34 protein-coding genes and 1 pseudogene are annotated in these 23,613 nt (G+C 51.4%); 1 reads left to right on the top strand and 34 read right to left on the bottom strand.

Going from position 1 to position 23,613, the window contains the following annotated elements; all coding sequences use genetic code 11:
• Window positions 1-21 precede the first annotated feature (21 nt).
• From ACLJNW_RS01145 to ACLJNW_RS01060, 18 genes are all read right to left on the bottom strand, one after another.
• On the bottom strand, window positions 22-609 hold the full coding sequence (locus ACLJNW_RS01145; protein ID WP_000268743.1) for a hypothetical protein: 588 nt from the start codon (window positions 607-609) through the stop codon (window positions 22-24).
• A complete protein-coding gene (locus ACLJNW_RS01140) occupies window positions 609-1,046 on the bottom strand; it encodes a hypothetical protein (RefSeq protein WP_001133547.1) in 438 nt (145 codons plus the stop codon). The genes ACLJNW_RS01145 and ACLJNW_RS01140 overlap by 1 nt, the downstream gene beginning before the upstream one ends.
• 3 nt (window positions 1,047-1,049) lie before the next feature.
• Window positions 1,050-2,444: a hypothetical protein gene (locus ACLJNW_RS01135; protein WP_024154634.1), complete on the bottom strand. Its 1,395-nt coding sequence runs from the start codon at window positions 2,442-2,444 to the stop codon at window positions 1,050-1,052.
• A gap of 5 nt (window positions 2,445-2,449) precedes the next feature.
• Complete coding sequence (locus tag ACLJNW_RS01130) at window positions 2,450-3,388, bottom strand: hypothetical protein (protein WP_023225461.1); 939 nt, start codon at window positions 3,386-3,388, stop codon at window positions 2,450-2,452.
• Window positions 3,372-3,803 (bottom strand): hypothetical protein, encoded by a 432-nt coding sequence (locus ACLJNW_RS01125; RefSeq protein WP_000766224.1) that lies wholly within the window; start codon window positions 3,801-3,803, stop codon window positions 3,372-3,374. Before ACLJNW_RS01125 ends, ACLJNW_RS01130 begins: the two co-directional genes overlap by 17 nt.
• On the bottom strand, window positions 3,800-4,225 hold the full coding sequence (locus ACLJNW_RS01120) for a hypothetical protein (RefSeq protein ID WP_001114360.1): 426 nt from the start codon (window positions 4,223-4,225) through the stop codon (window positions 3,800-3,802). Before ACLJNW_RS01120 ends, ACLJNW_RS01125 begins: the two co-directional genes overlap by 4 nt.
• A gap of 12 nt (window positions 4,226-4,237) precedes the next feature.
• Window positions 4,238-4,723 carry a hypothetical protein gene (locus ACLJNW_RS01115; protein WP_001643824.1) on the bottom strand — a complete coding sequence of 162 codons (486 nt, stop codon included), beginning with the start codon at window positions 4,721-4,723 and terminating at the stop codon, window positions 4,238-4,240.
• A 64-nt stretch (window positions 4,724-4,787) separates the two neighbouring features.
• Window positions 4,788-5,819 carry a major capsid family protein gene (locus ACLJNW_RS01110; protein WP_001110972.1) on the bottom strand — a complete coding sequence of 344 codons (1,032 nt, stop codon included), beginning with the start codon at window positions 5,817-5,819 and terminating at the stop codon, window positions 4,788-4,790.
• Window positions 5,820-5,836: 17 nt separating this feature from the next.
• Window positions 5,837-6,709 carry a hypothetical protein gene (locus ACLJNW_RS01105; protein ID WP_024154633.1) on the bottom strand — a complete coding sequence of 291 codons (873 nt, stop codon included), beginning with the start codon at window positions 6,707-6,709 and terminating at the stop codon, window positions 5,837-5,839.
• 20 nt (window positions 6,710-6,729) lie between these two features.
• On the bottom strand, window positions 6,730-8,304 hold the full coding sequence (locus ACLJNW_RS01100) for an NUDIX hydrolase (protein ID WP_038803955.1): 1,575 nt from the start codon (window positions 8,302-8,304) through the stop codon (window positions 6,730-6,732).
• Window positions 8,305-9,180 carry a hypothetical protein gene (locus ACLJNW_RS01095; protein WP_010835735.1) on the bottom strand — a complete coding sequence of 292 codons (876 nt, stop codon included), beginning with the start codon at window positions 9,178-9,180 and terminating at the stop codon, window positions 8,305-8,307.
• Complete coding sequence (locus tag ACLJNW_RS01090; RefSeq protein ID WP_001150142.1) at window positions 9,152-10,582, bottom strand: anti-CBASS protein Acb1 family protein; 1,431 nt, start codon at window positions 10,580-10,582, stop codon at window positions 9,152-9,154. The genes ACLJNW_RS01095 and ACLJNW_RS01090 overlap by 29 nt, the downstream gene beginning before the upstream one ends.
• Window positions 10,582-11,853: a hypothetical protein gene (locus ACLJNW_RS01085; protein ID WP_024154632.1), complete on the bottom strand. Its 1,272-nt coding sequence runs from the start codon at window positions 11,851-11,853 to the stop codon at window positions 10,582-10,584. The genes ACLJNW_RS01090 and ACLJNW_RS01085 overlap by 1 nt, the downstream gene beginning before the upstream one ends.
• Window positions 11,843-12,817 (bottom strand): terminase small subunit, encoded by a 975-nt coding sequence (locus ACLJNW_RS01080; RefSeq protein ID WP_024154631.1) that lies wholly within the window; start codon window positions 12,815-12,817, stop codon window positions 11,843-11,845. Before ACLJNW_RS01080 ends, ACLJNW_RS01085 begins: the two co-directional genes overlap by 11 nt.
• 70 nt (window positions 12,818-12,887) lie before the next feature.
• Complete coding sequence (locus ACLJNW_RS01075; RefSeq protein ID WP_246751040.1) at window positions 12,888-13,121, bottom strand: DUF826 domain-containing protein; 234 nt, start codon at window positions 13,119-13,121, stop codon at window positions 12,888-12,890.
• A 168-nt stretch (window positions 13,122-13,289) separates the two neighbouring features.
• Window positions 13,290-13,745: a lysis protein gene (locus ACLJNW_RS01070; protein WP_371063713.1), complete on the bottom strand. Its 456-nt coding sequence runs from the start codon at window positions 13,743-13,745 to the stop codon at window positions 13,290-13,292.
• 5 nt (window positions 13,746-13,750) lie between these two features.
• The gene (locus ACLJNW_RS01065) at window positions 13,751-14,239 is read right to left on the bottom strand and encodes a lysozyme (protein ID WP_024154628.1); all 489 of its coding nucleotides are present in this window, start codon (window positions 14,237-14,239) and stop codon (window positions 13,751-13,753) included.
• Entirely contained in the window at window positions 14,217-14,522 is a 306-nt protein-coding gene (locus ACLJNW_RS01060; protein ID WP_246751041.1) for an HP1 family phage holin, read from the bottom strand. The genes ACLJNW_RS01065 and ACLJNW_RS01060 overlap by 23 nt, the downstream gene beginning before the upstream one ends.
• A 173-nt stretch (window positions 14,523-14,695) precedes the next feature.
• Here ACLJNW_RS01060 and ACLJNW_RS01055 point away from each other — a divergent pair, with 173 nt between their 5' ends.
• The gene (locus ACLJNW_RS01055) at window positions 14,696-15,193 is read left to right on the top strand and encodes a hypothetical protein (RefSeq protein WP_024154626.1); all 498 of its coding nucleotides are present in this window, start codon (window positions 14,696-14,698) and stop codon (window positions 15,191-15,193) included.
• A 262-nt stretch (window positions 15,194-15,455) separates the two neighbouring features.
• On the opposite strand, the gene ACLJNW_RS01050 is transcribed toward ACLJNW_RS01055, so the two are convergent.
• The 16 genes and pseudogenes from ACLJNW_RS01050 to ACLJNW_RS00975 all read right to left on the bottom strand — a co-directional run bounded on the left by ACLJNW_RS01050 (window position 15,456) and on the right by ACLJNW_RS00975 (window position 23,533).
• Window positions 15,456-16,022 (bottom strand): ORF6N domain-containing protein, encoded by a 567-nt coding sequence (locus ACLJNW_RS01050; RefSeq protein WP_024154625.1) that lies wholly within the window; start codon window positions 16,020-16,022, stop codon window positions 15,456-15,458.
• Window positions 16,023-16,294: 272 nt separating this feature from the next.
• Window positions 16,295-16,972 carry a bacteriophage antitermination protein Q gene (locus ACLJNW_RS01045; protein WP_024154624.1) on the bottom strand — a complete coding sequence of 226 codons (678 nt, stop codon included), beginning with the start codon at window positions 16,970-16,972 and terminating at the stop codon, window positions 16,295-16,297.
• Window positions 16,969-17,109 (bottom strand): YlcG family protein, encoded by a 141-nt coding sequence (locus tag ACLJNW_RS01040; protein ID WP_000801757.1) that lies wholly within the window; start codon window positions 17,107-17,109, stop codon window positions 16,969-16,971. Before ACLJNW_RS01040 ends, ACLJNW_RS01045 begins: the two co-directional genes overlap by 4 nt.
• Complete coding sequence (locus ACLJNW_RS01035; protein ID WP_134938864.1) at window positions 17,106-17,717, bottom strand: recombination protein NinG; 612 nt, start codon at window positions 17,715-17,717, stop codon at window positions 17,106-17,108. The genes ACLJNW_RS01040 and ACLJNW_RS01035 overlap by 4 nt, the downstream gene beginning before the upstream one ends.
• Window positions 17,718-17,719: 2 nt before the next feature.
• Window positions 17,720-17,926 (bottom strand): hypothetical protein, encoded by a 207-nt coding sequence (locus tag ACLJNW_RS01030; RefSeq protein WP_001241022.1) that lies wholly within the window; start codon window positions 17,924-17,926, stop codon window positions 17,720-17,722.
• Window positions 17,926-18,528, bottom strand: coding sequence for a DUF1367 family protein (locus ACLJNW_RS01025; protein WP_024154570.1), 603 nt, complete (start codon window positions 18,526-18,528; stop codon window positions 17,926-17,928). The genes ACLJNW_RS01030 and ACLJNW_RS01025 overlap by 1 nt, the downstream gene beginning before the upstream one ends.
• A 34-nt stretch (window positions 18,529-18,562) precedes the next feature.
• Complete coding sequence (locus tag ACLJNW_RS01020) at window positions 18,563-18,811, bottom strand: hypothetical protein (protein ID WP_014343878.1); 249 nt, start codon at window positions 18,809-18,811, stop codon at window positions 18,563-18,565.
• Between the two features lie 116 nt (window positions 18,812-18,927).
• Window positions 18,928-19,161: a DinI family protein gene (locus ACLJNW_RS01015; protein WP_024154569.1), complete on the bottom strand. Its 234-nt coding sequence runs from the start codon at window positions 19,159-19,161 to the stop codon at window positions 18,928-18,930.
• A 247-nt stretch (window positions 19,162-19,408) separates the two neighbouring features.
• Window positions 19,409-19,735, bottom strand: a complete 327-nt coding sequence (locus ACLJNW_RS01010; protein WP_023226036.1) for a hypothetical protein — start codon at window positions 19,733-19,735, stop codon at window positions 19,409-19,411.
• Between the two features lie 95 nt (window positions 19,736-19,830).
• A pseudogene (locus tag ACLJNW_RS01005) lies at window positions 19,831-20,079 on the bottom strand (DUF551 domain-containing protein); the annotation flags it as partial.
• 7 nt (window positions 20,080-20,086) lie between these two features.
• Window positions 20,087-20,515 (bottom strand): ParB/RepB/Spo0J family partition protein, encoded by a 429-nt coding sequence (locus tag ACLJNW_RS01000; RefSeq protein ID WP_023226038.1) that lies wholly within the window; start codon window positions 20,513-20,515, stop codon window positions 20,087-20,089.
• Window positions 20,512-20,859, bottom strand: coding sequence for a DUF977 family protein (locus tag ACLJNW_RS00995; protein WP_023181106.1), 348 nt, complete (start codon window positions 20,857-20,859; stop codon window positions 20,512-20,514). The genes ACLJNW_RS01000 and ACLJNW_RS00995 overlap by 4 nt, the downstream gene beginning before the upstream one ends.
• Window positions 20,860-20,869: 10 nt before the next feature.
• Window positions 20,870-21,619: an ATP-binding protein gene (locus ACLJNW_RS00990; protein ID WP_000800008.1), complete on the bottom strand. Its 750-nt coding sequence runs from the start codon at window positions 21,617-21,619 to the stop codon at window positions 20,870-20,872.
• A gap of 2 nt (window positions 21,620-21,621) precedes the next feature.
• Window positions 21,622-22,419, bottom strand: coding sequence for a YdaU family protein (locus ACLJNW_RS00985; protein ID WP_024132164.1), 798 nt, complete (start codon window positions 22,417-22,419; stop codon window positions 21,622-21,624).
• Between the two features lie 537 nt (window positions 22,420-22,956).
• The gene (locus tag ACLJNW_RS00980) at window positions 22,957-23,331 is read right to left on the bottom strand and encodes a CII family transcriptional regulator (RefSeq protein ID WP_001574095.1); all 375 of its coding nucleotides are present in this window, start codon (window positions 23,329-23,331) and stop codon (window positions 22,957-22,959) included.
• Window positions 23,297-23,533, bottom strand: coding sequence for a transcriptional regulator (locus tag ACLJNW_RS00975; protein WP_001013670.1), 237 nt, complete (start codon window positions 23,531-23,533; stop codon window positions 23,297-23,299). Before ACLJNW_RS00975 ends, ACLJNW_RS00980 begins: the two co-directional genes overlap by 35 nt.
• Between the last annotated feature and the right edge of the window lie 80 nt (window positions 23,534-23,613).

Below are 23,613 nucleotides of genomic sequence, written 5' to 3'. Positions count from 1 at the left end.
AGCCTTCGCATGAGGCCCATGTCAGGAGGGTATGTGTGAGGGTTCCGGCAGGGCTTCCGGGGTCGGGGTATCGGTAGCCGTTTTCGACGTCGGTAAAGAATCGCGATACGCCATAGCGCTCAATGACACAAGTTGCCCACTGTACATATCGAGCGCTTTCCCCACCGTCGGTGCGATCAGGTTCGCTTTCTGAATGGCAGAGCTCACCATAAAAAAAACGACCTCGCCCTCAACTTCCCGGTACTCATCATCGGTGATAATTTCCTGCCTGAATGCAGCCTCCAGCGAAGACGTTTTCCAGGTTCCGTTATCGTTCCAGATGACCGTTGTCAGACGCTGTATCTCATCGACAATATTCGGCGTTCCTGGCTGAAGATCTCCTGCCTCCTGCCGCGCTTTGATGATTTTTCGCAGCATCATCGCCGCCACGCGGGGCGCACCTACCGAACCCACCAGGGAGAAAAAATTATTGAACAGATTCCCCAGCAGTACGCAATTTTCCTCAACGACTTCATACGGAAACGGCACAATGTGCAGATACACCAGTGAGCCGTCATCGCGGGTGATGGTGCTGACAAAATTCAGTTTTCGGTCAATTTTCACGGCCATTAGCCCCACATTTTATCGTTGGTGATCAGATAACCGGAAATCGTCACGACATATCCGGCATCCATACCGTTGATGGTCAGTTCATTAAAATTCACCAGATATGCATTCAGGACCGTGTAGTTTCCGAAGGTGCTGGCATCCGGCGTGATAACGACCTCTCCCAGCGACGTATCAGAAGCAAAACGGTTCTGATAGCTCGCCGCCAGCCCCTGCGTTCGCAGTAAATGCATCGTGATCGTTACCTGCTGATAAGGTACCTGGCTCCCCACGGTTCCGGTCAGCGTGGGGATAATGTCCGTTGCAGCCGAATCTGGCCGCATACTGATCGCATCCTTACCCAGAAATGACGCGGTGACATTCAGCGCCGGAATATCCGTGACAGTCACCGCACCCCTGACACGGTTAAGAAAGCCCTGCGGTACTAATGGATTTGGCATTTATTACGCCCCCACAAAATTGGTCACGTTGAGATTAAAAGTGATGGACTCAAAACCACGACGCGGGGTGACAACCGCACTCAGGCCGTTATATTTTCCATCGGCGTAATCGGACTGATTCAGGCTGGTATAGTCAGCGAACGGTACTGCGTTGATGACCGCGTTCCCGGCATAAGAGCCTTTTTCATATTCCGCGTTGAACGATTCCTGCGTGAGTTGCGTATCAATCACCTGACCGAGAATTAGCCCGTAACTGATACCGGAACGGAGAGTTTTCAAAGCGCGCCGTTGCAGGCGACCAATTCCCTGCTGATCGTAATAAAGCGGGTTAACAGTAGTGTTAGAACCGTTAATCACTTCATTCGCCAGATCCAGCTCAAGGTTGATTGCACACCATGCCACCGAGTACCAGTAGTTAAACGGCATACCGTCAAGCATGTGACCGGCCACCAGCATTTTATTGCTCAGGCCACCTTCTGCCGCCGTGCCGATATAGTTGATATGGTTATCCTGCAGGGTTTTCAGCAACGTACCATTACCTGCCGGCGGATACTCCGTTACGCCATACATAAAGCGGTACGCCATCGGCGGGACCATGTTTGATGACCCCGGATCGTTTGCCAGTGAGGACTGGAACGGTGCCGCCATCGAGAACTCAGTTGCGCCAATTGACGGCGCCTCAACCCCGGCAAAGACATTCGGATATTTGCCGGATACCCATTCCTGGTACGTCGCAATCGTGGTGGTGACGAAAAATTTCACCAGCGCGCCGGGCGAAGTGTAATTGTTCGCCAGCGTTTTAAAGGTCGGTTCGGCGTCCCATTCCCTCGGCACAAGGTAAGAGAAAAATTTCTGGTATGTGTTTCCCAGAGAAGTATCTTCATCAATGAACGTACCAAGGGCCGCAACCGCAGATTTTACCTTCATCTCACCCAGCTCAAGGACATAAACCGCCCGGCTGGTCCCCTGTGCCCAGTACGTGGTGTTCATCTGCTGGAGTTCTCCGGCGGCAACAGACGTTACGGTACCTGTAACCGTTGCTGTACCGGGATCACTGTTCAGGGGATAAGTAAACGTTTTTTCGCCTGTCACAGACGCTGTAAATGCCCCGTTATAAGCAGCAGGCGCAGCACCAGAAATCACAACAGGGATCGTTTCATCAATGGACCAGCCATGATTTTCTGAAAGAGTCACCGTGACGGTATTCCCGGCCCACGCAAGCGAAGAAATAGCTTTTGCTGGCGCAACGATATTTTTTAGATCGTCTTTGGACGTCAGCAACTGATAACTCCCCGCCGCCAGCGTGGTTCCCCCGGTTGATACCAGAGCGCCTGACTTTAACAACTGGGAGGGTTTCGGCGGACTGGTCACCGACACATTAATATTTACTATTGCCATTTGGATTATTTCTCCACATAAATGGACGGAATTGCAGACGTGATCAGCCTGCGGGCGACGTTCCTCATCCGCTGCTGGTAGTAATTAACTTTGAATTTGACCTTTTTCCGCATGGCGATAATGTTGAGCTCGTTCTGCGTGACGCGCTCATCCTGTATCACAGGAATATTCATTACGCCCATTTCGGCTTTATCGCTGAGCGTGTAGTCCTGCACATAGCGCAGAAAATCCTCAACGGCAGCATTACGCAGCCCTGTCACGGTGAGTGTCACGTCCTCAGAAACCAGTTGATACTGGTTCTGCTTCTCGTCGAGACAGAAGGCTCCGGCCACAGGGATCGGTTCTCCGCATTTCACTGTAGCGTAGGGCGGCGCAAGGTTTTGCACGGAAAGCATTGCCGGGTACATCGGCATGAAATGACTCAGAGAGAGCCAGATCGGTAATGAGTTGGAAACCACCACATCCGCAAGATCGATATCGTCGGCAGAATTAATAATCTGCGACATCATATGCGGATAAATGGCATGTCCGGTATAATGGTAAATGTTCGCTGGTTCGTTCAGCCCGGAACGGCGCGAGAAAGCAAACTGAATGCCGTAAAACTCCCCGATATAAAGCACCTCAGAACCAATATCATTAAACGGATCAATATCGGCCTGCGCGGTGAAGGTCACCACATTTTTATCGTAGAGCTGTTCTTCATCCTGGATAGATTCAGTAGTCAGGTGCAGATAGCCTTTTACCTCCTTTGTATCCGGTTCAGTATCAGGATCATCCGCAAGAACTGACGCCTTCACCCAGAAAACAAAGCCATCAAGGGGAAGCACTTTCCGGACATATTTAGTAAACGTAACAGATGCCGAACGGCTGATATCATCCAGCCCCTGCACCAGCGACGCATTGAGTTCCGTTTTAGCCTGAGAGAGTTCACTGAGGGAAGGCATTCAGCACCCCACTTACCCAGGCGCGCATTGACGCCTGAAACATACCGGTATCGATAAAAGAGGGCCGCGGTTCCCCTTTCCTGTTTTTAAAACGCTTGCTAATCCCCTCCAGTGCGCGGGCAGTAGGCACACCTTCTGTGCCGTTCATCTCCTCGTTATCAAGGAAAGCGACAAAGAGGTGATGCACCTGTGACATGGATTCCGCGAAGGGATCCGCAGGAAGCGGCGCGCCTGCGAGCATATTTTCGAGACCGGCGGCAAGGTCATTACTCATCATCTGTGCAATTTCCTCGCCGTGGCGGTCAAAGAACGTCTGCATGATCCGGTATTTCCCTTCAAGAATTTCGGCCACATCGCCAGTAGTCGTATTCTCGTTTTCATAGGGAATATCCATCACGCCCAGATGCAGTTTCACGTCAGCCCCCACAAATCGCCGTACTGCTGCGCAATTGCCAGATACCACCGACCATACGGGTCTTTGAGTTGTTGCAGATCTGCAAGAGAGAGGTTTTTCAGTGCATCACTGACAACCCGCGTCTGACTGGTTGATTCGTCGGAAGAGGCGCTGATAACGCCAGCAGTAAAATTGTTGATACCCAGTTTTTCGCGTACCGGACCGAAAGCGACTTCAGGACCGAAGTTAAGCAGAAAGGAGGCCGCGAGGTTATAAACAGCCTGCGAATACAGAACCGGGCTGATACAGGCGATCTGCCGGTTCACCCAGTCCAGGGACATTGACCAGGAGAGACTAACGGCCGGATCGTCATCGGCTAACGCGTCGGCATTAACTCCCATCGTATTACGGATAAACAGGATAAATCCGGCCAGTTCAGGCATGACACACCCCGCTTATTTTTTCTTTTTAGTTCCCGTGTTAACCGCCAGTGTTTCATCAACAAACGCTGTTTCGTCACGGTCATCGGTGGCATTCAGTCGCTGCTCTGCACTGACTTCCAGCTCACCGAGATAGCCGTTTTCCTGCTCAGTGAGTGCGTTATTTGTTGCCAGTACGGAAGCCTGACGGCGATCGTGCGCTGCACGGTTCAGGTGACCATCGTTATCCCGCATGGCCTTTTCGATAACCTTCGACGACACCGGCTTATCAATGCTGTAACACAACCCGATATAAATACGGTTCTGGTCGATTTTTGTCGCATCAATCAGACCATAATCGGCGTGCTGCTGAATAATAAGGTCGATTTCGGCGCGGGTACCGTCAATGACAACGGCCTGAGAGCCTGCATTAATCGGGTGATAAACAAGACGTCCCGTCTCCGGCTTGCGCCAGGCGAAATCGTGGCGCTGTTTGGTGGTGTTGGCGATGTACAGTTTCATGTTTACTCCTGGGTAAAAAATCCCCGCGCACCCTCCGGCACGCAGGGAAATCAGCGAGGGAAAATTAATCGCTGTACTTCATCGAAATGATAGTCAGCGCTTCAGGGCGAAGTACCCAGCCAGAGGTGGAACGCAGTTCGGAAAGCACATCGATCGCCCCGCCCGCAATCGGGGTGGGAATTTCACGCGGTGCCGCCATGTCGCACAGCATCAGTGATGTGGCTTCCAGTGACGGACTCAGTCTGGCGAATTCGTTGGTGTTGATTTTCGCGTTAACCTCAGGGCGCTCGACCTCCGGCATGGCGATGACGATCGCATCCGTTCCGTTTGCCCCGGCACCAATCAGCGTATCGTCATAACCCCATTCAATTTCACAATCAGCATCATCCCCCACACCATTAACGGTGCCTTTCACCGTGGAAGTACCACCGCCCGGACGCTGGTAACTGGTCAACTGAACGATCTGCTGCATTTCCATGGTACCCAGCGTGCGCTGAGGTCCGAGGATAACCATGCGTGACGCCCGGCCCATTTGCATAGTTCGGGTGCGGATCGCCTGAATCTGCGCCAGCAGGAATACCGCCATTTCGCCATGATCGTAAGTAAGTACGGTAGTGTTCCCGCGGCTGTCGGCCGGCAGGCTGATAGTGGTCGCACCGTTGGTGTTCAGTACCCCCTCACCGCCCGCCGGGTTCATTCCATAGAGCAGCGCGTTACGCATTTGCTGAAAAATCGCCTGCCGGGTACCGAGTCGCTGGGCTTCCGGAAGCGCAATCCCCCAGTTCCCCGCTGCGGCCATATCGTGATGATCGTAAATGGCGCGGGCACGGAACATATATGTCGGCGTGCTGACCATTCGCGCCTCCAGTGCCACAGAGGGTAACTGGTTGGCGTTACCTGACTGGCTTGAGGTGACCTGAGTGCGAATATCCAGGCGTTTCATATAAACGTACTGGTCGCCGTCTGCCAGGCGAACCAGCGGGTTACCGCTTGCCATGACAGAAAACGCACCAGATGCCTGCTGATATGACAGGATCATTTCCGGCATGATGTACGACGGATTTACAATTTGATAAGCGGGTGTAATAGCTGGCATCTCTTAGCCTCTCCTGATTACAGCAGAATTACCGCAGCGTTTCCGCTGTCGTTCCAGGTAGCAAAACCCGTTGCCGAATCGTAAGAAACGGTTTTGCTGTTACCCATCTGCATTTCGATGATTTTTACCGGAAGGGCAACGTCTTGCACTTTTGCCGCGCCTACCGTTCCCTGAGTGGTTGCATTGCCCGCAGGCACTGAAACCGGGGTAAAGGTGAATGTGGTTGCCGTAGGAACACTGAGCACCTGAACAATGCCGTTATATGCAGCAGGAGCCACGCCCGTAATATCCACATAAACGCCCACTTTCAGGCCGTGCGCGCTGGCAGTCGTCGCGGTCGCAAATCCCGCTAAATTTGCGGTAGGCGCAGTCCAGGTAATAGCGGTTGTAGCCACATCTGCCGCCGCAGTGCTGAACACATCCAGACAATCCTCCGCAAAATTCCACACCAGCGGCTGATTAACAGAAATCCCCGCGCTGGCCAGAGAGATCACGGCATCAGAGGCTTTGACCGGAACACGCATTCCTGAGCCCAGGCGATAAAACGACACGCTCATATTGCTGAGGAGAAGCGGTACCGGGGATTGCGGCGTGGTCAGGCCGTTGTGTGCCTGGTTGAACACGGAAAAGCCCACCAGTTGTGAAAGGCTGGCTGCGCGTTTGATAATGCTGCCACGTGGTGCAGAAGAGGCGCCCGGTACAAGTTCGTTAACCGGCAGTCCGCCCCACAAAGGTTTTATTTCATCACTGGCAAGGGTACCGGATGCCAGCGCATAACGTGCCGCCGGATCGTCCAGCGCCACGCCCTGGATAAGACCATCAGATTTCGCGTAGAACGTGCCGCGCGCGTTAGTGGTCTGCATTGGATTAACTGACAATGCACTCGCCATGTTTATTGTTCTCCGGTTGATTACTGTTTGATGCCAGCGACTTTGCGGCTGACGGCCTGGAACGGTGCCCATGTTGCGGACGGATCGCCGATAAAGGTACTGATACGGCGTCCGGTGGCGTCGGTGCGGATGACTTCACGTAACCCGGCACCGGGCTCCAGACTGGATGCCGCTGATGCCTGCGCATCGGCATAGATTTTTTTCTCCGCAATACTCAGGAGCTGGCTGTCTGCGATGGCATGCAGATCCACTTCTTTATAGTCTGAAGAATATTTTTGCAGGCGAGTCATGATGCGGCGGCGGTATGGCATAGCGCGTTCTCCCGCCATCGGCTGCGGCGCGCGCTCACCAAATGAAGCAAACACGCTGTCGGCCTTACACTGGGTATCAGCGATTTCATTGCGCTCTTCATCGCTGAGTTCCTGCGGTACACGACTTTTCATTTCTTCCATGTCTGCGCGGATTTTTTCCAGTTCGGCATCCGCTTTGGCTTTTTCTTCTGCCTCCGCGTCCGCTTTGGCCTTTGTTTCGGCGTCAGCCTTCGCCTTTTCTTCCTCTTCCTTGAGACGGGCGGCATCTTCATCAGCTTTCGCCTTTTCTGCTGCTTCAGCATCTGCTTTTGCTTTTTCCTCGGCGTCGGCCTTTGCGCGGGCTTCGCGAGCGTCCAGCGCCTGGTTAATGAGTGCTAATACTTTTTCTTCATCCATTTTCTGGACCTCGTTCAAAAGTGTGTCGGATTTAACTCCCGTCGGTTCCCCCAGCTTGTCCCAGACGCCCTGCTCACAAATAGCCAGGTGGTCCAGTAAAACAGGGGTCCCCTCCAGCAGCAGCGGCTCGCCGTCGACGTTGATCAGAACGTCATCGCCGCCCGTCACCGTGGGGGATGTACTCATTTGCCGCGTTGAAAGAATCGTGGCGGCGTCAGTGTCGTAGATGCGGGCCATTCCCCACACCTCATCACCCTGGATCCAGGCAAATGCAATCGCACCGATAGTCCTCGCGGCGTACTCCTCGCTGTTCAGCGTGTTTTTCTCCGGGTGCAGCCAGATCACCGGCAGGCCAGAGCACCGGGCGAGGAAATCATCAGTGAGGTAATTCTCGGGAGAACGGTAAGCGTATTGCCTGAACTTAGAACGCCAGGTAACACCCGTTCCGGTGATACGCAGCGCCCACAGGTACATATTTCTGAAAAACTGCGGGGATGTGAGTTGCCCGTCGGCAATAAGCCCGGCAACGTCCTTTTCATTGAGTGGTTCGGCATCAAGCATTGCCACCATGCCGGGATGCAACGGTTCCGGCAGTTCATCCGGAGAAAACCAGCCACAGGCCTGATTTTCATCGTTCAGTACCGCGTCGAATTGCTCAGCATCATCAGCGAGGTAGGTAACATAGCCATCAATCAGGGTATGAGGCGTCAGCGGTGCGGAATAATCAAACCCGCATTCTTCCAGCACTTCACGCTTTGCCGCGGCTTCAGGCGTCTCCCCCTCTTCGAGTTTTCCGCCCGGTACCGCCCACGAACCATCATCCCCACGCTTAACCAGAAATATTTTCCCGCCAGACTTAAACAGGATCCCGGCAGCGTAGGTGTTCACTTATCCTCCGTTTCTGAAGCCTTCAAAATTTGCTGTTCGGCGACCGACTGACATATTCCCCTCAGTAAATTTTCGCCATTTCTCGGTTTTCATTTCATCCGGCAGACTGCGCACGTTGTAGATATATGTCAGGTAACAACGACAAAATACCTCTTCGCCCGGTTGAGTGATTTCATCGAGATAGCCAGCCGGCCCCGCCTTCATAAATCCTTTCTTCAACGCCCAGTTACCGCGTATCGCATAGGTTTTCAGGTCGCGGTCTTTGTGTGGTTCCCGATAGTCATAATGGGGCTGGCGCCAGTGGCTGTGCCACACCGCCGCAATCGCCCCGCCATCGGTCGCAATGATGTTATCGATATTGGCAATCAGCTTATGTGTCTGGTCCACCATCACGCGGCGCCGTTCAAAATCAATCTGCCGCGCTGATTTGGCGATATGCTGGCTTGTGGCAACCACGCCAGAACGCGATGAAGCGGATAAACCGGGACTTATCGATGTAATGGGAGGAATGCTGGTTGCCCAGCCACTGAAACGCTGAATTGTCCGGTCAACAGCCTGTGTACGGTTCAGCTTTATCAGGTCGGCAGAAGCCATAATCCGCCTGTCCAGCTCTGCCCGCAGTTTTGGTTCAAGATAATTCAGTGTGAAACGGCTGACGCCAGGATGACGCTTAAGCGCCCTCTCCCGGCCAACTTCCAGATCGTAAGCAGCAGTCAGACGCCGGGACACATATCTGTAAAAATCATCGCCGCCGATTTTATCCTCAGTGGCATTACGCAGGCGCTCAGTCCACATAATCAGACTTTCTTCACTGCTGTAACCATGTTCCAGAAAGAATTTAATCGCGTCACGCAGCTCTTTCAGAAAGGAGTTCATCAAAATTCCCCTCACCAGGCGGTGTTACATCCGGCGGATTTTGTTCAAGCTGCTCGTAATCCAGTTCCAGACGATCCGCAAACAGGTTTTCGTTCATATTGGCGTTCTCACAGGCCCATTTAATGAGTGTCGCCCTGTTTTGCGGGTCTTTGGTGAGTTGTGGCAACAGCACAGTCAACATCTCAGTAATCGCCTTAAAGCGTGTTTCATCGACTTTAACTTTTTCGCTTTCAGGCTCTTTCAGCGATGACGGCCAGACGTAATCAAAGTTGTTCACCCAGGAACTGAAAGCCGCCTCCCAACTGATGCTTTTGTATTCCGGCAAATCGTTTTTCAGCGCCTCGAAAAACTCAGGCGACCACGCCCGGTACTGAACGATGCGAACAAAAAAATCATACAGCGGCTGTAAATCTTTGCGCACATCGTCGATATACTGGGCAACCGCTTTTGCATCCTCGGTACCTTCGCCAAATCCGCGCGTAAACGTCTCGCTGTTGAGCAGAATCGCGGGCATGTCTGCCGCCGTCGCAATATTCGCCAGAATGTGATTACGGGCGGTATCAAGCGGTTTTTCCAGGTTCTGCATGTCGAGAGATTCAATTTTGTCGTGTTCCCCCACCTGCAATACATCACCATTGCCACCGCGTTTCAGCATCCAGCGCTTAATGCCGGACATTTTCTGCATCATGTTATTGACGATAGAGCTGGCCTGTTTGATGAACGCCACCAGCAGTCCGGCTTTAATCGTCACCATGTCGTCAGCGCGCATGGACTGAATAAATGATTTCAGCGGATACAGCGCGCGCTGATAAACGCTGCGCCCGGCAAAGCCGAATGATGATGGCGTGTAGGCCAGATAAATCGGATCCTCGTTCATCATCACACAGCACCGGCTATGGTGATATGGCTTACTGGCGACTGTTACATTCCCGACCTTTTGAAAGTCAGCGGAATTTGGATCCTGATTCATCACAATTGAGCCAGCAGTATTCATCGGGTCCAGCACGTTAAAAGTGATGGACTTTTTATACAGCGACTCAAACTCAGCAGCTTCGTTCGTTGGCTCTCCGTCGACAAGCATCACCACAGCGCCAACACCGTAAATTCGGGACTGGCGCGCTGTATTGGCAATGATGCGATCGGCTTTAATCGCTTTCCACTCGCGCTCGAAAGCTTCACGCAGGCGCCTTTCAGGTCCACGAGTAACATGTACAGTTCGCGGTTCCGACATCGCCAGTTTTATCGGGCGGTCGACCATCTTTCCGCCCAGCGGATGAAACAAATAAATCAGCTTGCAGAGCTCATAACCCGCCTGCGCGCCGGGTTCAATGCTCCCGCCCTCCAGAATCTTGCTGAGGACGCCAGCATTGCTGCCCATGCAAATATCGTCGTCGTCCTGCATCAGAACCCCTCTCCGTTACCAAGACCAAGCGCGACGCCGTAGTTAAAGCAGTCAAACAGATCGTCGTCCTGGTTTTCTTCACCAATGATGAACTGGAGTACCTGCGTCAGAAGATGGTTTTTCTTCGACTGTTTGTACTCAACGATTTTGTCAAAGGCGTATTTAGAAATGCGTACCTTCCCGGACGCCACATAACCAGAAATGTTGATGGCGCGGGATTCTTTGGGAAGTGACGTTAACTCACTGTCGACAGGGTGGACGTTCCAGCCCTCGTTAGCGCCCTGCTGTAACAGGGTGATGCCGGTTGCCTTATCCTCAATAAACAGGCCTGTGGGCCCCATACGGGCGCGGCAGATTTCGCTAAGGTGTTTAGCTTTACCTTCCCACTGCGGCACAACGTCTTTCAGGAAATACCCGTCAATCTGGATAATGTCCCAGTCCAGAATGATAAGGTGTGGCGACGGCAGGTTATCCAGCGCAAACCAGATACACGCGGATCCGTCGTTCTGGAGTTTTCCCTTTTGCGCACAGTCAACGACACCATAAACCGTATCGCAGGAAAACGGATAATCAACAGGCGCGCCGTTCTCCAGCAACCAGTCGAGCTTGAAAAAGTTCTGCCCGCGCCAGTCCACGAATTCAGCGTTGTATTCCTGCTGAACCACCAGCGGAGGGCGACCATCGATAATTCGGGCCAGCGCCGCCGGATTAATTGTCGGGTTAGCCGCAGTCGGCGCATGATGTTCCTCCCAGCCCATCGATTTATCATTACAGGCCTGATAGAAAAAATTCTCGTCATCAACGCCTTTCGGCGTACCGGCCATCACCGCATCGCCGTCAAAGTCGAGCAGCGTCGGCTCAATGGCCTGTTCCCAGATATCCCTCATGCCCTTTTTGACGAGACTGCCCTCATCAATAATGACTTTGTGATATTTACGGGAACGCCCGGCATCGGGGTTATCCAGCGTCCAGAACTCAACCAGACCGCCGCCAATCAGTTCAATAATCGAATCGGTCTTACTGGAACTAATCGTGATCGGCTTTAACAGATCACGGATGGTCTTAAACGACGGCAGCAGGATTTTATAGGACGGCGCAAACCAGCCTACGCGCATCTGCCGCGCCGCCCAGTTACCGCCCGCCTGTTCAAGCATGGTGGTTTTACCGAAGCGGCGACCAGCGCGGATAACTTTTCGCTTAGCCGGAGAACGATAAATTTTCTTCTGCCCTGCATGGAACGGCAGGAACTCTATAACATGTTCAGTCGCCATCAGGGGAATTCACCAGTTTAATGACCACTGTCGGCTCGTCGTCTTTGCCCTTGCCTTTACGCTTAAGCTCAACTTCCTGTTCCAGACGTTCAGCTTCGGCGGTGCGTTTTCGGATTTCCAGATCCAGCAGCCGTTGCGCCAGTTCGGATTCAGCCAGCCCCAGGCGCCGCATAATCGCTTCAAACATTTTTTCGCGACTGATGGTCGATATCTCGATACCGCCCTTCACCAGTTTCGTACCGGAATAAGCAAGGCGGGCTATCGGGGACAGTTTGGTGGTATCAGCGAAATGAGGTCGTCCTACACCATCACCATTACATCGGGGACAATCAGGGTTAGGCTCGCGGTTGTGGTTGTAGCCGTATCCACCAGCATCGTCCGGTTCTTTCGCGCCCTCTTTTCCTGCGACTTTTTCCTTTTGCTCTGTGAACTCGACCACATCACGCCACTGATAGTGATAGCCAAATCCCCAGCAGTAACGACAACACCCCCGGCGATATTGAGAAATTTCGTTAGCGTCGAATGTGGCGAGTTGCCACATCTTTTCGAGTACTTCATCTGCACTCGCCAAAGTGCGCACAAGTGAATCTCTTTGCTGCTGCGCAATTGCCTGCGCAACGTGAGGTACTGTGAGGAGCTGTCTTCCGTAACTTGCATCACTGTAACCAGCGCGTTCGGCTGCGGCTGTTGCGTTCTGGTCTATGAGGTATTCAGCGACAAAGCGTTTTTGTTGGGGAGTGAGTTCACTATTAAGAAGTTTTTCTGCGCTTTTTTTTGCCTGCGCAGTGCGCATTTTTTTCTGCGCATTTTTTTGCGCACTTTGCGCAGTCGGTTTCTTGATGTAACGGCGGGCTGTAGCGTAATTCAGTCCCTGCGCTTCACACCAGTCTTTTGGGGATATACCGGATTTAGCATGCTCGGCGAGGAACTGGTGTTGCAGTGCTCCCCAGTCCGGTTTTGCCATGATTATGTTCCCTGTGATTAACCATTATCGCAGCCCCTCACTGAAGGGCTGCTGTAATGCCTGATCTCACCTACTGCGTAACCGGATTATCATCATCACTACCGAGAATATCGGTCAATGCGGTATCTACAGCGGCGTCAATCTGCTGATCCAGAGTAGATTTAATCTGCGTTTTAACCGTGGTGGTTACCGTGTCTGATTTGAGGGCGTTTTTCACCATGTCGTCGGTGACGATATCTTTCATATCCGGCATTTCTCTTTGCTCCGTATGGACGAGGCTTTTCAGCCACTGGGTTATTTTCATGAGGTGTACCAGTTTTTAGCGTCTGGTTACGCTGCGTTGATACATGAGGTCTTTTTCTTCAGTACCATGGTATGCGACATATGTCCGTATATCCCCTTATAAGACATTTTGTGCTCTTTATGACACCCTGCAGGCCAGTTCCGTTTTCCCTCCTGCGGGGAATTTTTTTTATTTGCACTGCGTCCGGATGTACTCCTGCAAATACTTCAGTTTTTCCTGGTCGCTGATGATCCCGGCGCGGATATCGAGAACGTTTTGTCCAGCACCTGGAGAGAGTTCGACGGTGGCAGCATTGCCCACGCGGCTGGTGCTGGCGGTTTCGGTGCTGGCTGGCACTGTACAACGTCCTTCGACGCGCACCCGGCCACCAGCAGCAAGGCGGCGCTGCAAATCAGCATTCCTGGTCTGTGCATCGGCTAATTCCTTTGTATATCTGGCATCAAGGGCGGCAACGTCACGCTGGCGCGTTTGCATATCACTGATAGTCTCGTTCGCCAGATTCAGGTTGTGAGTGGCGGTGTCCCGCTGCTGCCGGAACCGTACCGCGTTACTGTGGTAATGGTCTGTTGCCCATGCCAGCGCCGCGACCACAATCAACAATGAGGCTATTACGCCCGTGCTTATGCGGTTCATTTCAGCCCCCACGTACACACCTCGCGCTCAATCTCGCGACGCGTTACCAGCCCTTTCCACTGCTTACCGCCTGCATACGTCCAGCGTTTAAGCTCGTTACAGGCTCCGGCGCGGTCGCCGGCGTTGAGTTTTTTCAGCAGGGTTGACCTGGCAAACGCGCCAGTACCAACGTTGTAAGCAAAGGAGTAGAGCGCGGCTCTTTCGCTGTTCGGGATACTGACCTTAATCAGTGGATCTACGCGAGCAGCCACCAGCGCAAGGTCTTTATTCAGTAGCGCATCACATTCCGCATCGGTGTAGCGTTTGCCGGGGATAATGTCTTTTCCCGTATGCCCATCACATACGGTAAGTACGCCCACCACGTCACGATAAGGTTCGTGGCGCCTGCCTTCCAGACCGTCATGACCGCCAAGCAGCGCTGCCGCTATCACTATTGCACTCGCGCCACCAGCCAGAAGGGCTTTAACTTTCGTCCTTAGCGCCATCGTTTCCCTCCGGTTCTTCTGCGGTGAGTACCAGCGATTTCAGCGAACTGTCCGGCCTGCTGGCCAGTTGCTCCAGTATCTGATTACGCTTCTCCATCGCTGCCACCTGGTCTTTCTGCGCCTGCGCGGATTGCTGTTTGTAGTGGCGATTAACCAGAAACGTTCCGATACCGAGGATGATGCCAATCAACGCGCCGTAGTCATTCAGCGTCCATTGAGCAAACAGTCCACTGATAAACGCCCACAGGTAGGCCAGCCATGTCGTATGTTTATCCATTGTCATAACTTCCCCTGTCCGGGAAATGGACTACCCGGATGTCGGGTAAGTGGAAAAAGAAAAGGCCGCGCAATAGCGCAGCCTGTGAATATGAGCCAGATAGCGTCTGGCGGCGTATACCCTGTATTTGATACTGTTAAATCGCCAAAAATAATCCCATCAGACAAGAGAATGCATAAATGGATAAATTCGATCGCCCCAGGCAACGCCTCTTTCTTCAGGGTTTATACGATGCCTATCCTGAAGAATTAACAAATGAACAACTCGAAGAACTTTTATCGTCTTTTCCCGATGAAAAAGTCACTACAGCAAACCTTCTGTATCTGGAAAAGCATGGGCTTATATTTAGCGGATTACAAGAAGGCGCTGTTGGATATCACCTGGTGAACCGTCCGGCGATAACCCATAAAGGCATTGACTTTATCCGCGATGACGGTGGGCTTGGAGCGATCCTCAATGTTCAGACAGTTAAATTTCATGACAGTACTATCACCGCCCTGGAAGATATCATTCGTGTTGCAAATCTTCCTGATGAGAAAAAATCCGGGCTGATTTCAAAACTTCGAGAGCTTCCGTCAGATGCCATAAAACATTTGACCCTTCAATTACTGACGAAGGGGGTTCTGAATTTGCCGGCAGCACTTCCGATAATTGAAAAATTCCTCCGCTCGGTGTGAATTCTTTGTCGGAGCGGATCATAGAGAATCGCCCCCATCCAATTAGTGGACCAAGGAAAAACCAGAAATCATGCTGAGCCTCAGTGCTAATGAAAAAACCATTAGGGTGAAAGTGGCATGCGTAAATTTTCATGTATTCCCCCCAGAAAAGTAAAAGCCCAAGGCGTTAACCTCGGGCTTGAATTTGTTTGGTCGACGATTGAAGCTATGGCGACGATATCAGATTTACATAAAATATAGCCGTTTTAATCCAGTTTTGCAATCACCACGTCGCCAGTGTCTCAACCAGCCGGTCACGTTTGATGATTATCCACCCCATCTGGCGAAGGTCACTTAATATGCTCGATACTTTGCCGATAAATACGTCGTCAGGCAGAGGTTGGGTATCAACAGTACCGTCAGGGGACACCGTTACAATGAAACGCCGTTCTTTCGGAAATGGAATCGCGGGATGGGACTGACGTGCTGAAACAGGTTGCTTCTGGTTGAAATAGCAATCCTCCAGCTTCTCGAATACTTCCCATGCCTGATCGGTTTCGAGCATTTTAGCGTGGCGGGCAGCGCCGCGTTCTGTCCAGAGGATTAGGGAACGGGCATTTTTACCAACTAACCCGATTGTTTCGGGTCTGTTCTTGAACTCGCGTAATTCGCTTTTTTCAATTTTAAAGAAATGCTTTCCTACAACGAATCGCGTGGTGTTGTTCAGAAAGTTATCAGAAATGTTTTTGATTTTTGTGCCGTATAACTGCGCCAAAAGTTCGGTAGTAATAACGGGAATTTGGTTATGGATAATCGGGGAAAGAGTTTCGACAGAGATTTGAGTGGTCATAATGACGCCCTCCGGTGATTGTTTTGTTTATCACCACCGCCGACGCCAATCGGATTGGGTGGTGAGACGTACAGGGTTGGCGTAACCGGATCACCGACCGGCGAGCCTTTCGGCTCCCCCATACGCCCCACCATAATTCAGATGCGCGTATACAAACGACAACAAAAAACACGCTCGCGGCGTGTCTCTGTCGCGGTGAAATTCCGGGACGCCAATCCCGACGCCAGATTTTGCTGGCGTACTGGGAATATAGCCCCGGATAACTCTTTGTGTCAATTAAGTGCGTATAGGTTGAAAGCCACCTGTTCCGAACGCGAATCCGATACACTCAAAAGAGACGCCTGATCAAGACGCAGAAATATCGTGCGCATGGTCAGCCAGTGTCTGGTGAAGGTTTCTGACCAGTTCTTTTCGCTAACGCCTACCAGGCCCGCTAAATCTTTATATTGATAAACCTCACGCCCGGCTAATTCAGATTTGACATCCTGCGCTGCAAGCCAGATAAGTTTCTTCAGCCGTTCCACTGTCTTGCCAGCCATCTTCCTCCCTGCAAGCTGCTGTCTGAACTCGCACCACGCCCAACGTGTTATTTCGACCTGGTGTTCCCAGCAGGTATTCTCACTGTAATTCCACAACAACCACGCCTTGTAGTGTTCATCGAGTGAAAGAACCGCCCGGCGCCATGAGGCAGTGGAATATTCCACAGGCTTCACCAGCGGGATAGCGCTTCCTTTCGCCAGCGACTGCTTGCCGGGGATTGGCGGGTTATTTAACGTTATCCAGCTTTCTGTTTCCTCGTCCCAGATACGCTGTTTTTTTCGGGGATAGTTTTTCGTGTCGAATTGCGCGTTCTCCAGCCAGGCCAAAAGCTGCCCTTTAGTCTCCCCGCTTAAATCGGCTGTCGCTACCATTAGCTGCTCACGTACATACTGGAGGTATTGAGTGTTCATTGAGTAAATCCTGTGAACTGATAAATACGAACAAAATTGCGCAGGATGCGGTAGTCAACCAACACCGACCCCGGACGGCGGTAAATGCGGAGGCGCTGCCAGCGCATGCGGAGTATCTCGATCAGTTCTGGTTTCATGCGGCCTCCAGCTTTTTTAGCGCACGCAGATCCGCCAGAGCCGCGAGCCTGATTTTCTTCAGCTCCTCGACCGTCCAGCGGTACGGGGTGTTATTGTTCTCGAGTGCCAGCACCGCCGCCTCACCGTAACGCTCAACCAGAGCGGTACGATATGCTTCGATGTTCCCTGATTTGTAGACGTTGCAGACATCACACTGAAGATGGATGTTGAAGCGAGTGAAGCGCAGATGCACCGCGGCGGCCGTAGTCCTGTAATGGCCTGCATGCCATGCGAACGCCGTCTTCGTTCCACAGGAGATGCAACCGAGTCCTTCTGCCAGTTCGGTTTCGCGGCAAATGTCATTTACGGCGCGCTGCGTCAAGTCAATCCAGTGTTTCAGCGGCTTAACCGCGGCTTTCCGCTGGCGCCAGGCGGCGCGTTCTTTTTTCTCAGCGGCGCGCTGAAGGGATTGCGCCTTACGTTGCGCGGTTTCGCGAGCTTTTCTGGTCTGTTCTTTGCCGACGGCGCTGGCGCACTGGTACGAGCAAACGATCTGCCCCTCGCGTATCGGGTGAAACCACTGGCGGCATTCTTTGTTTGCGCACTTACGGCGCGGTAATTTAGCCATGTTCACCCCCAGACCTTTTGGCGTAAGGATTTTGGCGTCCGCACCCGGTGTGCATATTCAGGTAATTTCGCGCTGACAGTCCAGGTAATGAAGTCAGGGTTCAGGCTCTTTTCTGTCCTTACGCCCCGCTTCTGATAATCCGATACCAGCGTGTCGGCCTGCTCGGTTGTGCAGTCGTGATGATGGAACCAGGAGTATTTCATCGCCATCACCCCGCAAAGCTCATTAGCTGGGCGGCGGCGTTCTCCGCCTCGTACTGCGTGCGGAATGTCCGTGATAAAATCCAGCGCCAGAGAACATCAAGCGCAGATTTATACAACTGCTGAAATTCGACCTCATCCATACTGGAAAAAGCGATGCTGCGGGGATGTTTGCGAAGGGTGCCGTCCGGCAGCTGGATGGCGTCATAGTGACCAGCCTCAACCGTCACCCATGCGCGGTAGGCATCGAATGATTTACACAGGCTAATCCCGTTTGTTACCCGGCGGTTTGCAATCTGTTCCAGATACTGTTCAGCCGCATCCAGTAATGCGCCCTCATTCCCGCCATATGCAGCGAGAAACTTTGCATAACCGTTTACCAGTTTGCGTTCATTGGCAGAAATGGCGCCGCCGGTGGGTTCCCAGTATTCAAACCCAAGATTAAGCAACGCGAAAAAGCGGCGATGGAATGCAGGATTCCTCACCTGACGGAACTCAGCCACCAGCACGGCACCGAGTTTGATTTTTGATTGCAGAATATCACTGGTCTCCGGCGTTGCGGGGATCAGAATTCCAGATGACTGCTTGATGAGTTGTAATTCGTGCGCCATGGTATTCTCCGTGGCGCAGAAGGTTAACGGTTGTTCAGGCCGTTGATTTCATATTATCAGAAGGTGGTGTTACCCGGTAGCCGAGACGGCGAATAAAATGCATAAAACCGTTGGGAGTAAAAACTTCTTCATCATCCAGCAAAGGACGCATAGATACCATGCCATTTACACGATAGATAAGATGCCTGCCTGATGATGGAAAGCTAAACACTACGCAGCCATCAGATCTTCTTACAATGTCATACCAGCTATCTTCTGATTTTTGCAAAGCTGAATTACTCAATTTTTGTTCTCCCTTCAGGCGATGTACAGACGCGGTTAAAAATTGTCGGCAGCAGCATCAAAGGGATACGCAAATTGCGGTATTCTGAAAAATGCGCGCCAGCATTAAGCGCAATGTTAATAAAACCAGTCGTCAGCGCTTTCCCACGTTTCCTGCAGAATGCTCTGTATACGTTTTTTATCGCCATCAGCAGCACCGACGATACTCAGACCATCCTGACTGCCTCGACGGATGGTTAAGTTGCAGTTTTCATACTGATTCTGGAGACGGGTAATTAATTCTTTTTCAAGCGCAGGAACGGCACCTTCCGGAAGCTGTTTTGTCCGGCTGATAACAAGTTCAATTTTCATAATTCCCTCTACATTTAACTACTGTATATAAACACAGTATACCTGTTAGAAAGAATATTCAAGGGGTGAATAGCACTTTTTGCAAAGGCTAGCGTGTTGTTTCATATCAGATTTTAGGCGAAAAAACCCGCCGCAGCGGGTTAGTATTTGTAGCGGTTTTCCGGGGCAAACGCGTATTCGTAGGTAAAACTGAGCGCCTCGTTGTCCTGCTTGTCTTTTGATTGTGCTGCAATATTCCAGTCAGACATTAGTCAGCAGTTCTCCCACGCCAGCGTTTATTACTCTCAGAGATTCGATCTGTATCAACGGATTCAACCTCCCCTTCAGAAAATCTAATGGCATTTGCTTTATTTAGTGCCGCCCTAGCATCTTCTTCGGCCTTACTGAAATGCACCTTCTTTTTTCCCCTGAAACTGCCAACGCGAATTTTGGAGGAGGTCTGCGACTTGTACCTGCTAATCCGTAACTGTGCCGCTAAATGTGCTTTTGCCTCTGTCCGGTTCGCAGGCTTCTTCTTGACTAATTCAAGGTCTAATTGGTACTGCTGCTTAGCATTTAGCTTCTTCGGCTTCATGGTGTCACCCTCAAACAAAGTCCGTTTATCATAGAATAAAAGGCCCCTAAGAGCCTTGATTAATGTTTATGCTAACCTCTCCCTCTTGGCGCCCATCACTTCACCTCCTGCGGCGGCTCCGGTAGCGGCATACAGTGTGATGGTTTCCACGACGCCCCAGGAATTAGCCATCCATCATTAGTGTCAGGATGCCCCGGAATGTAAGTCGCCCATTTCATTCGCCAGTCACCTTTCCTGTCAAACTCTCTGGCAACAAGAACGCCCGTTTTGCCATCCGGTATTCGCTCACTACAGCTTATCCAGCCATCCGGAGTTACCGGAGAGTTGCCTGCCAGCGCTTCTTGCGGTCGTTCAAGCTTCACGTATTCCTGAACGCAAGTTCCCGGCACCTCCAAAAATCCATTGGTTACCTGCGTGCGCCTGGAATTTGCAGGACGTGTCAGGCATAACCAACTCATGAACCACTTCGCCTGTTTCAACAAAGTAGTAGTTGCTGTCTGTAACGTTGTTGATGAAGAATGCCTCACGCTCGCGCCATGACATCTCACCGAGAATACGCTGCACCTTTTTGGTGATTGGTCGGTAATCAGGTTCTATGCCAGCCAGTTTTGCCGCCGCGTAGTTGTGGTGGCCATCCATCAGGATGGTGTATTGCTGCCCACGCAGAACTATCGGGTAAACAGATACGATAAAACGCTTAAATCTTGCCGCTCTGTCGTTTACCTTTGCCTTGTCGAGGTAGCGCTGACTGCTGATAAGCGGACCTTTGATGTAGCTCATTGGGCTCCCCCCTTGTTGATGCTCATTTTGGATGCTCCATAAACCTGCATTACCTGGCTTTTCTCCAGTGCCGGTAGCGCTGAAAATCCGGTTGTCTTGTTGCAGCTATAACGCTTCAGGTCATAATCAATTACTGCCCGCTGGTCACGAAAAACGCCGCACCGCCCGTGGCGGATGAAACCTCCGCGCACTAACGCGATCTGCAGATATTTCTCCGCCGTGGTTCTGTGCACGCCGAAAATCGCAACGACGTCGTTCGTCGTGATGCGCCCCTGCTCTTTCACCAGACCGATAATCCGCTCAAGAATAATCATCCGCTCTCTGTGTGTTTTTGGTCGGGCCATTTTTAACCCCTTATTTCACGATCCGGAGGTGGCTAACGTTTTTCCGGTAGCTTCCCCAGTCAAAATTCACCCACATCCCTCCGTCCATCTGGAGGCGATCGATAACCCTCGCGCCCAGTGAATCCAACAGCCCCTCGTGGTTAAGATTCGTCAGAACGCCAACAGGTCGCATCGATGAGAGACGGCGATCGATAACCTGATTGAGAATGACCTTCTCACCACTGCTCCCGCGCTGAATACCGACTTCATCCAGTACCAGAAGGTCAACTTTGCAAAGGTCATCAAGCAGGGACGCTTCTGATTGCCCACCGTCGTAGCACTCACGAACCCTGAGCATCAGGTCAGGAATGGTTACCACCAGAACGCTATGACCGCCGGCCAGCAGATGATTTCCGATTGCCGCCGCAAGATGGTTTTTCCCGGTTCCCGGACCACCGCTGAACACAAAGCTCGCAAATCCACTACCGAAGTTCTGGGCATAACTTTTTGCCATCGTGTACGCTTTTCGCTGCCCCTCCCCGCTTACTTCGTAGTTGGCAAACGTACAGCTACGATGGAGATCCTGAATGCCAGATCGCCCGAAAATCTTCTCGGTGCGGGATTTCTGATTCATCCTGTCAAGCTCTTCACTGCGTTTACGCCCTTCGGCTTCCTGCCATGCCCGCCACTCATCAGCAGTCGAGAATTTCGGCTGCACACTGGCTGGGATAATTCTTTTCAGGCGATCAAGCGCACCGCCAGTACCGATTACGTTTTTCATCGTTACCCCCTGAATCCGGTAGGGATCGAATTATCAGGTTGAGATATTTCGTTTACGTCACGACGCTTTTTGCTCGCAGTTCCCTCAGGAACAAGTAGCCCCCTCCACTCATTTTCCATGGTCAGTTTCACCACGAACTCAGGGCTATGCCCCTGCGTCCTGTATGCTGCGAGTTTATTAATCGAGCCGTTGGCCCCTTGCAGGGTTTTAATTGGCTTACCAAGTTGTTTGCGATAACCCACCCACTCCGCCCAAAGAGTCGGGGATAGCCATTCCGGTAATTCAATCGAAAGCGGATTAAAATTATTTCTATCTCCCCCCGTGGGGGATTTAGGGGGATCTTTTAATTCTTTTAGATCTTTATTCTTATTCTTATCTTTATTAGTTGAGTTTCCGTTAGCATTCCGCTCTAACGAACTTTCAACGAGCGTTGAACACACGTTGCTTTCTCGTTCAACTTTCATTGTTTTATTGGCTTTTCTCTTTGCTACTGAGGCCTTTCCTGCGGCAGAACGTTGTTCCAGCTTCGCATGAACAGATGCCAAATCCTGTTCAATACGTTCATGTATCCATTCTTCACCATTGTCGATAAAAAACTCACTTAACGACTCTTCAACGGAAATCCAACGCTCGTTATCAAGTCGTGCAATTTTTGCTAAACGACTTTTCGGAATAGCTCTCCCCGTTTGCCAGTAGTTAAACATCAACAGCAAATAAGCCCCATGCTCCTCTGTAGACAGATGCATGGTATCTGCCAGATAATCAGCTATGTACAATTGCATGTAAGGTAAAGCAGCCATAAAATACCTACAGACCATGGAGTTAAAATGAACAAATTCATAGCAACACCGCACAGACCTGAAATTTCTGTCAGATACGATGAGCATGACAATTCGCTTACAATTTCTATCAATCACTGCCCTGGTGTTAATTCGGAAGAATTGAATATCTGCCGAGAAATTGAGATGCACGTAGGGGAAGTTCCTCGCCTGATCGACGCCCTCACTAAGGCATACGAATGCGCTACTGGAGAGAAGCCTTAAGCCACATGGTGAACTTTGCATAGATACCCCTGAATTTAATACGTTGGAGAGTTCGTCTTTTCTGCGTATTTAAAGACAATATCAACGCACTGAAAGACGCATTTCTGGCAGATAGAAACGCCAGCCACTTCAACATTCGTCTTTCCGCAAAAAGAGCATTTGTGGGTTGGCTGGATGTTTACCTCGATACTGGTTACTGACATAATTTCCCCGCAATGAATTCGCAATGAATTGCACCAGAAAGCCGTTGGTGACCCCTCACCGCGGCTTTCGCCTTTTTGGTTGCTGCCATTTTCAGTCCCACCCCAGCGCATCCGGCCTGGCTCGTTCAGCCTTTAGCCCGGCATCAGCGAGAATCTCTACGGCTGTGAGATAGTTTCTGGATACCAGTACCGCCTCAGGTGGCGCGGCCTGAATCCCAAGAAAAGCCAGCTCTTTCGCCATGTTGCAGAAATATCCCTCAGCTTTACGCCTGCTGACTGTCGACTCGCTGATGCCCATATGCTCGGCGTATGATTTCTGCCCTACTGATGCAAGTCGGTTGAGCAGGACACTCTCTATCTCAATCGGGTTGATTTCTGGTGGGTCTAACTTTCGTGCAATTGCGTTCTCCATGGGTAAATATCCTCTATGGTTATTTGGCTGATGCCTCTTGGCTTGGTAAGCCATCGGTTGGGTTTGGGTAGATATCAGGGCGCAGTTCGTGAGGTGTGATGCCCGTTATCTTGAAAATCGGTAATACGCGGCCTGGTGGGACAGCACCGTTGTAACGTGTCTTCCAGCGGCTTACCGACATGGGTTTAATACCCAGTAAGGCTGCAAGATTGCTGGCATTACCTGCTTTTTTGATGGCTTTCTCTAATCCGTTCATGATGGTCTCCAAAAGATACACGAACAAATTAAGCCTTAGACTTAAAATTAAATCAAGTCCCAGGCGAATTTTATTTTATA

The organism is Salmonella sp. SAL4457, from assembly GCF_046548235.1.
Classification (GTDB): Bacteria; Pseudomonadota; Gammaproteobacteria; order Enterobacterales; family Enterobacteriaceae; genus Salmonella; species Salmonella enterica.
Note: the sequence above shows the minus strand (reverse complement) of the source record. Positions and strands in the feature narration are given on the sequence as shown.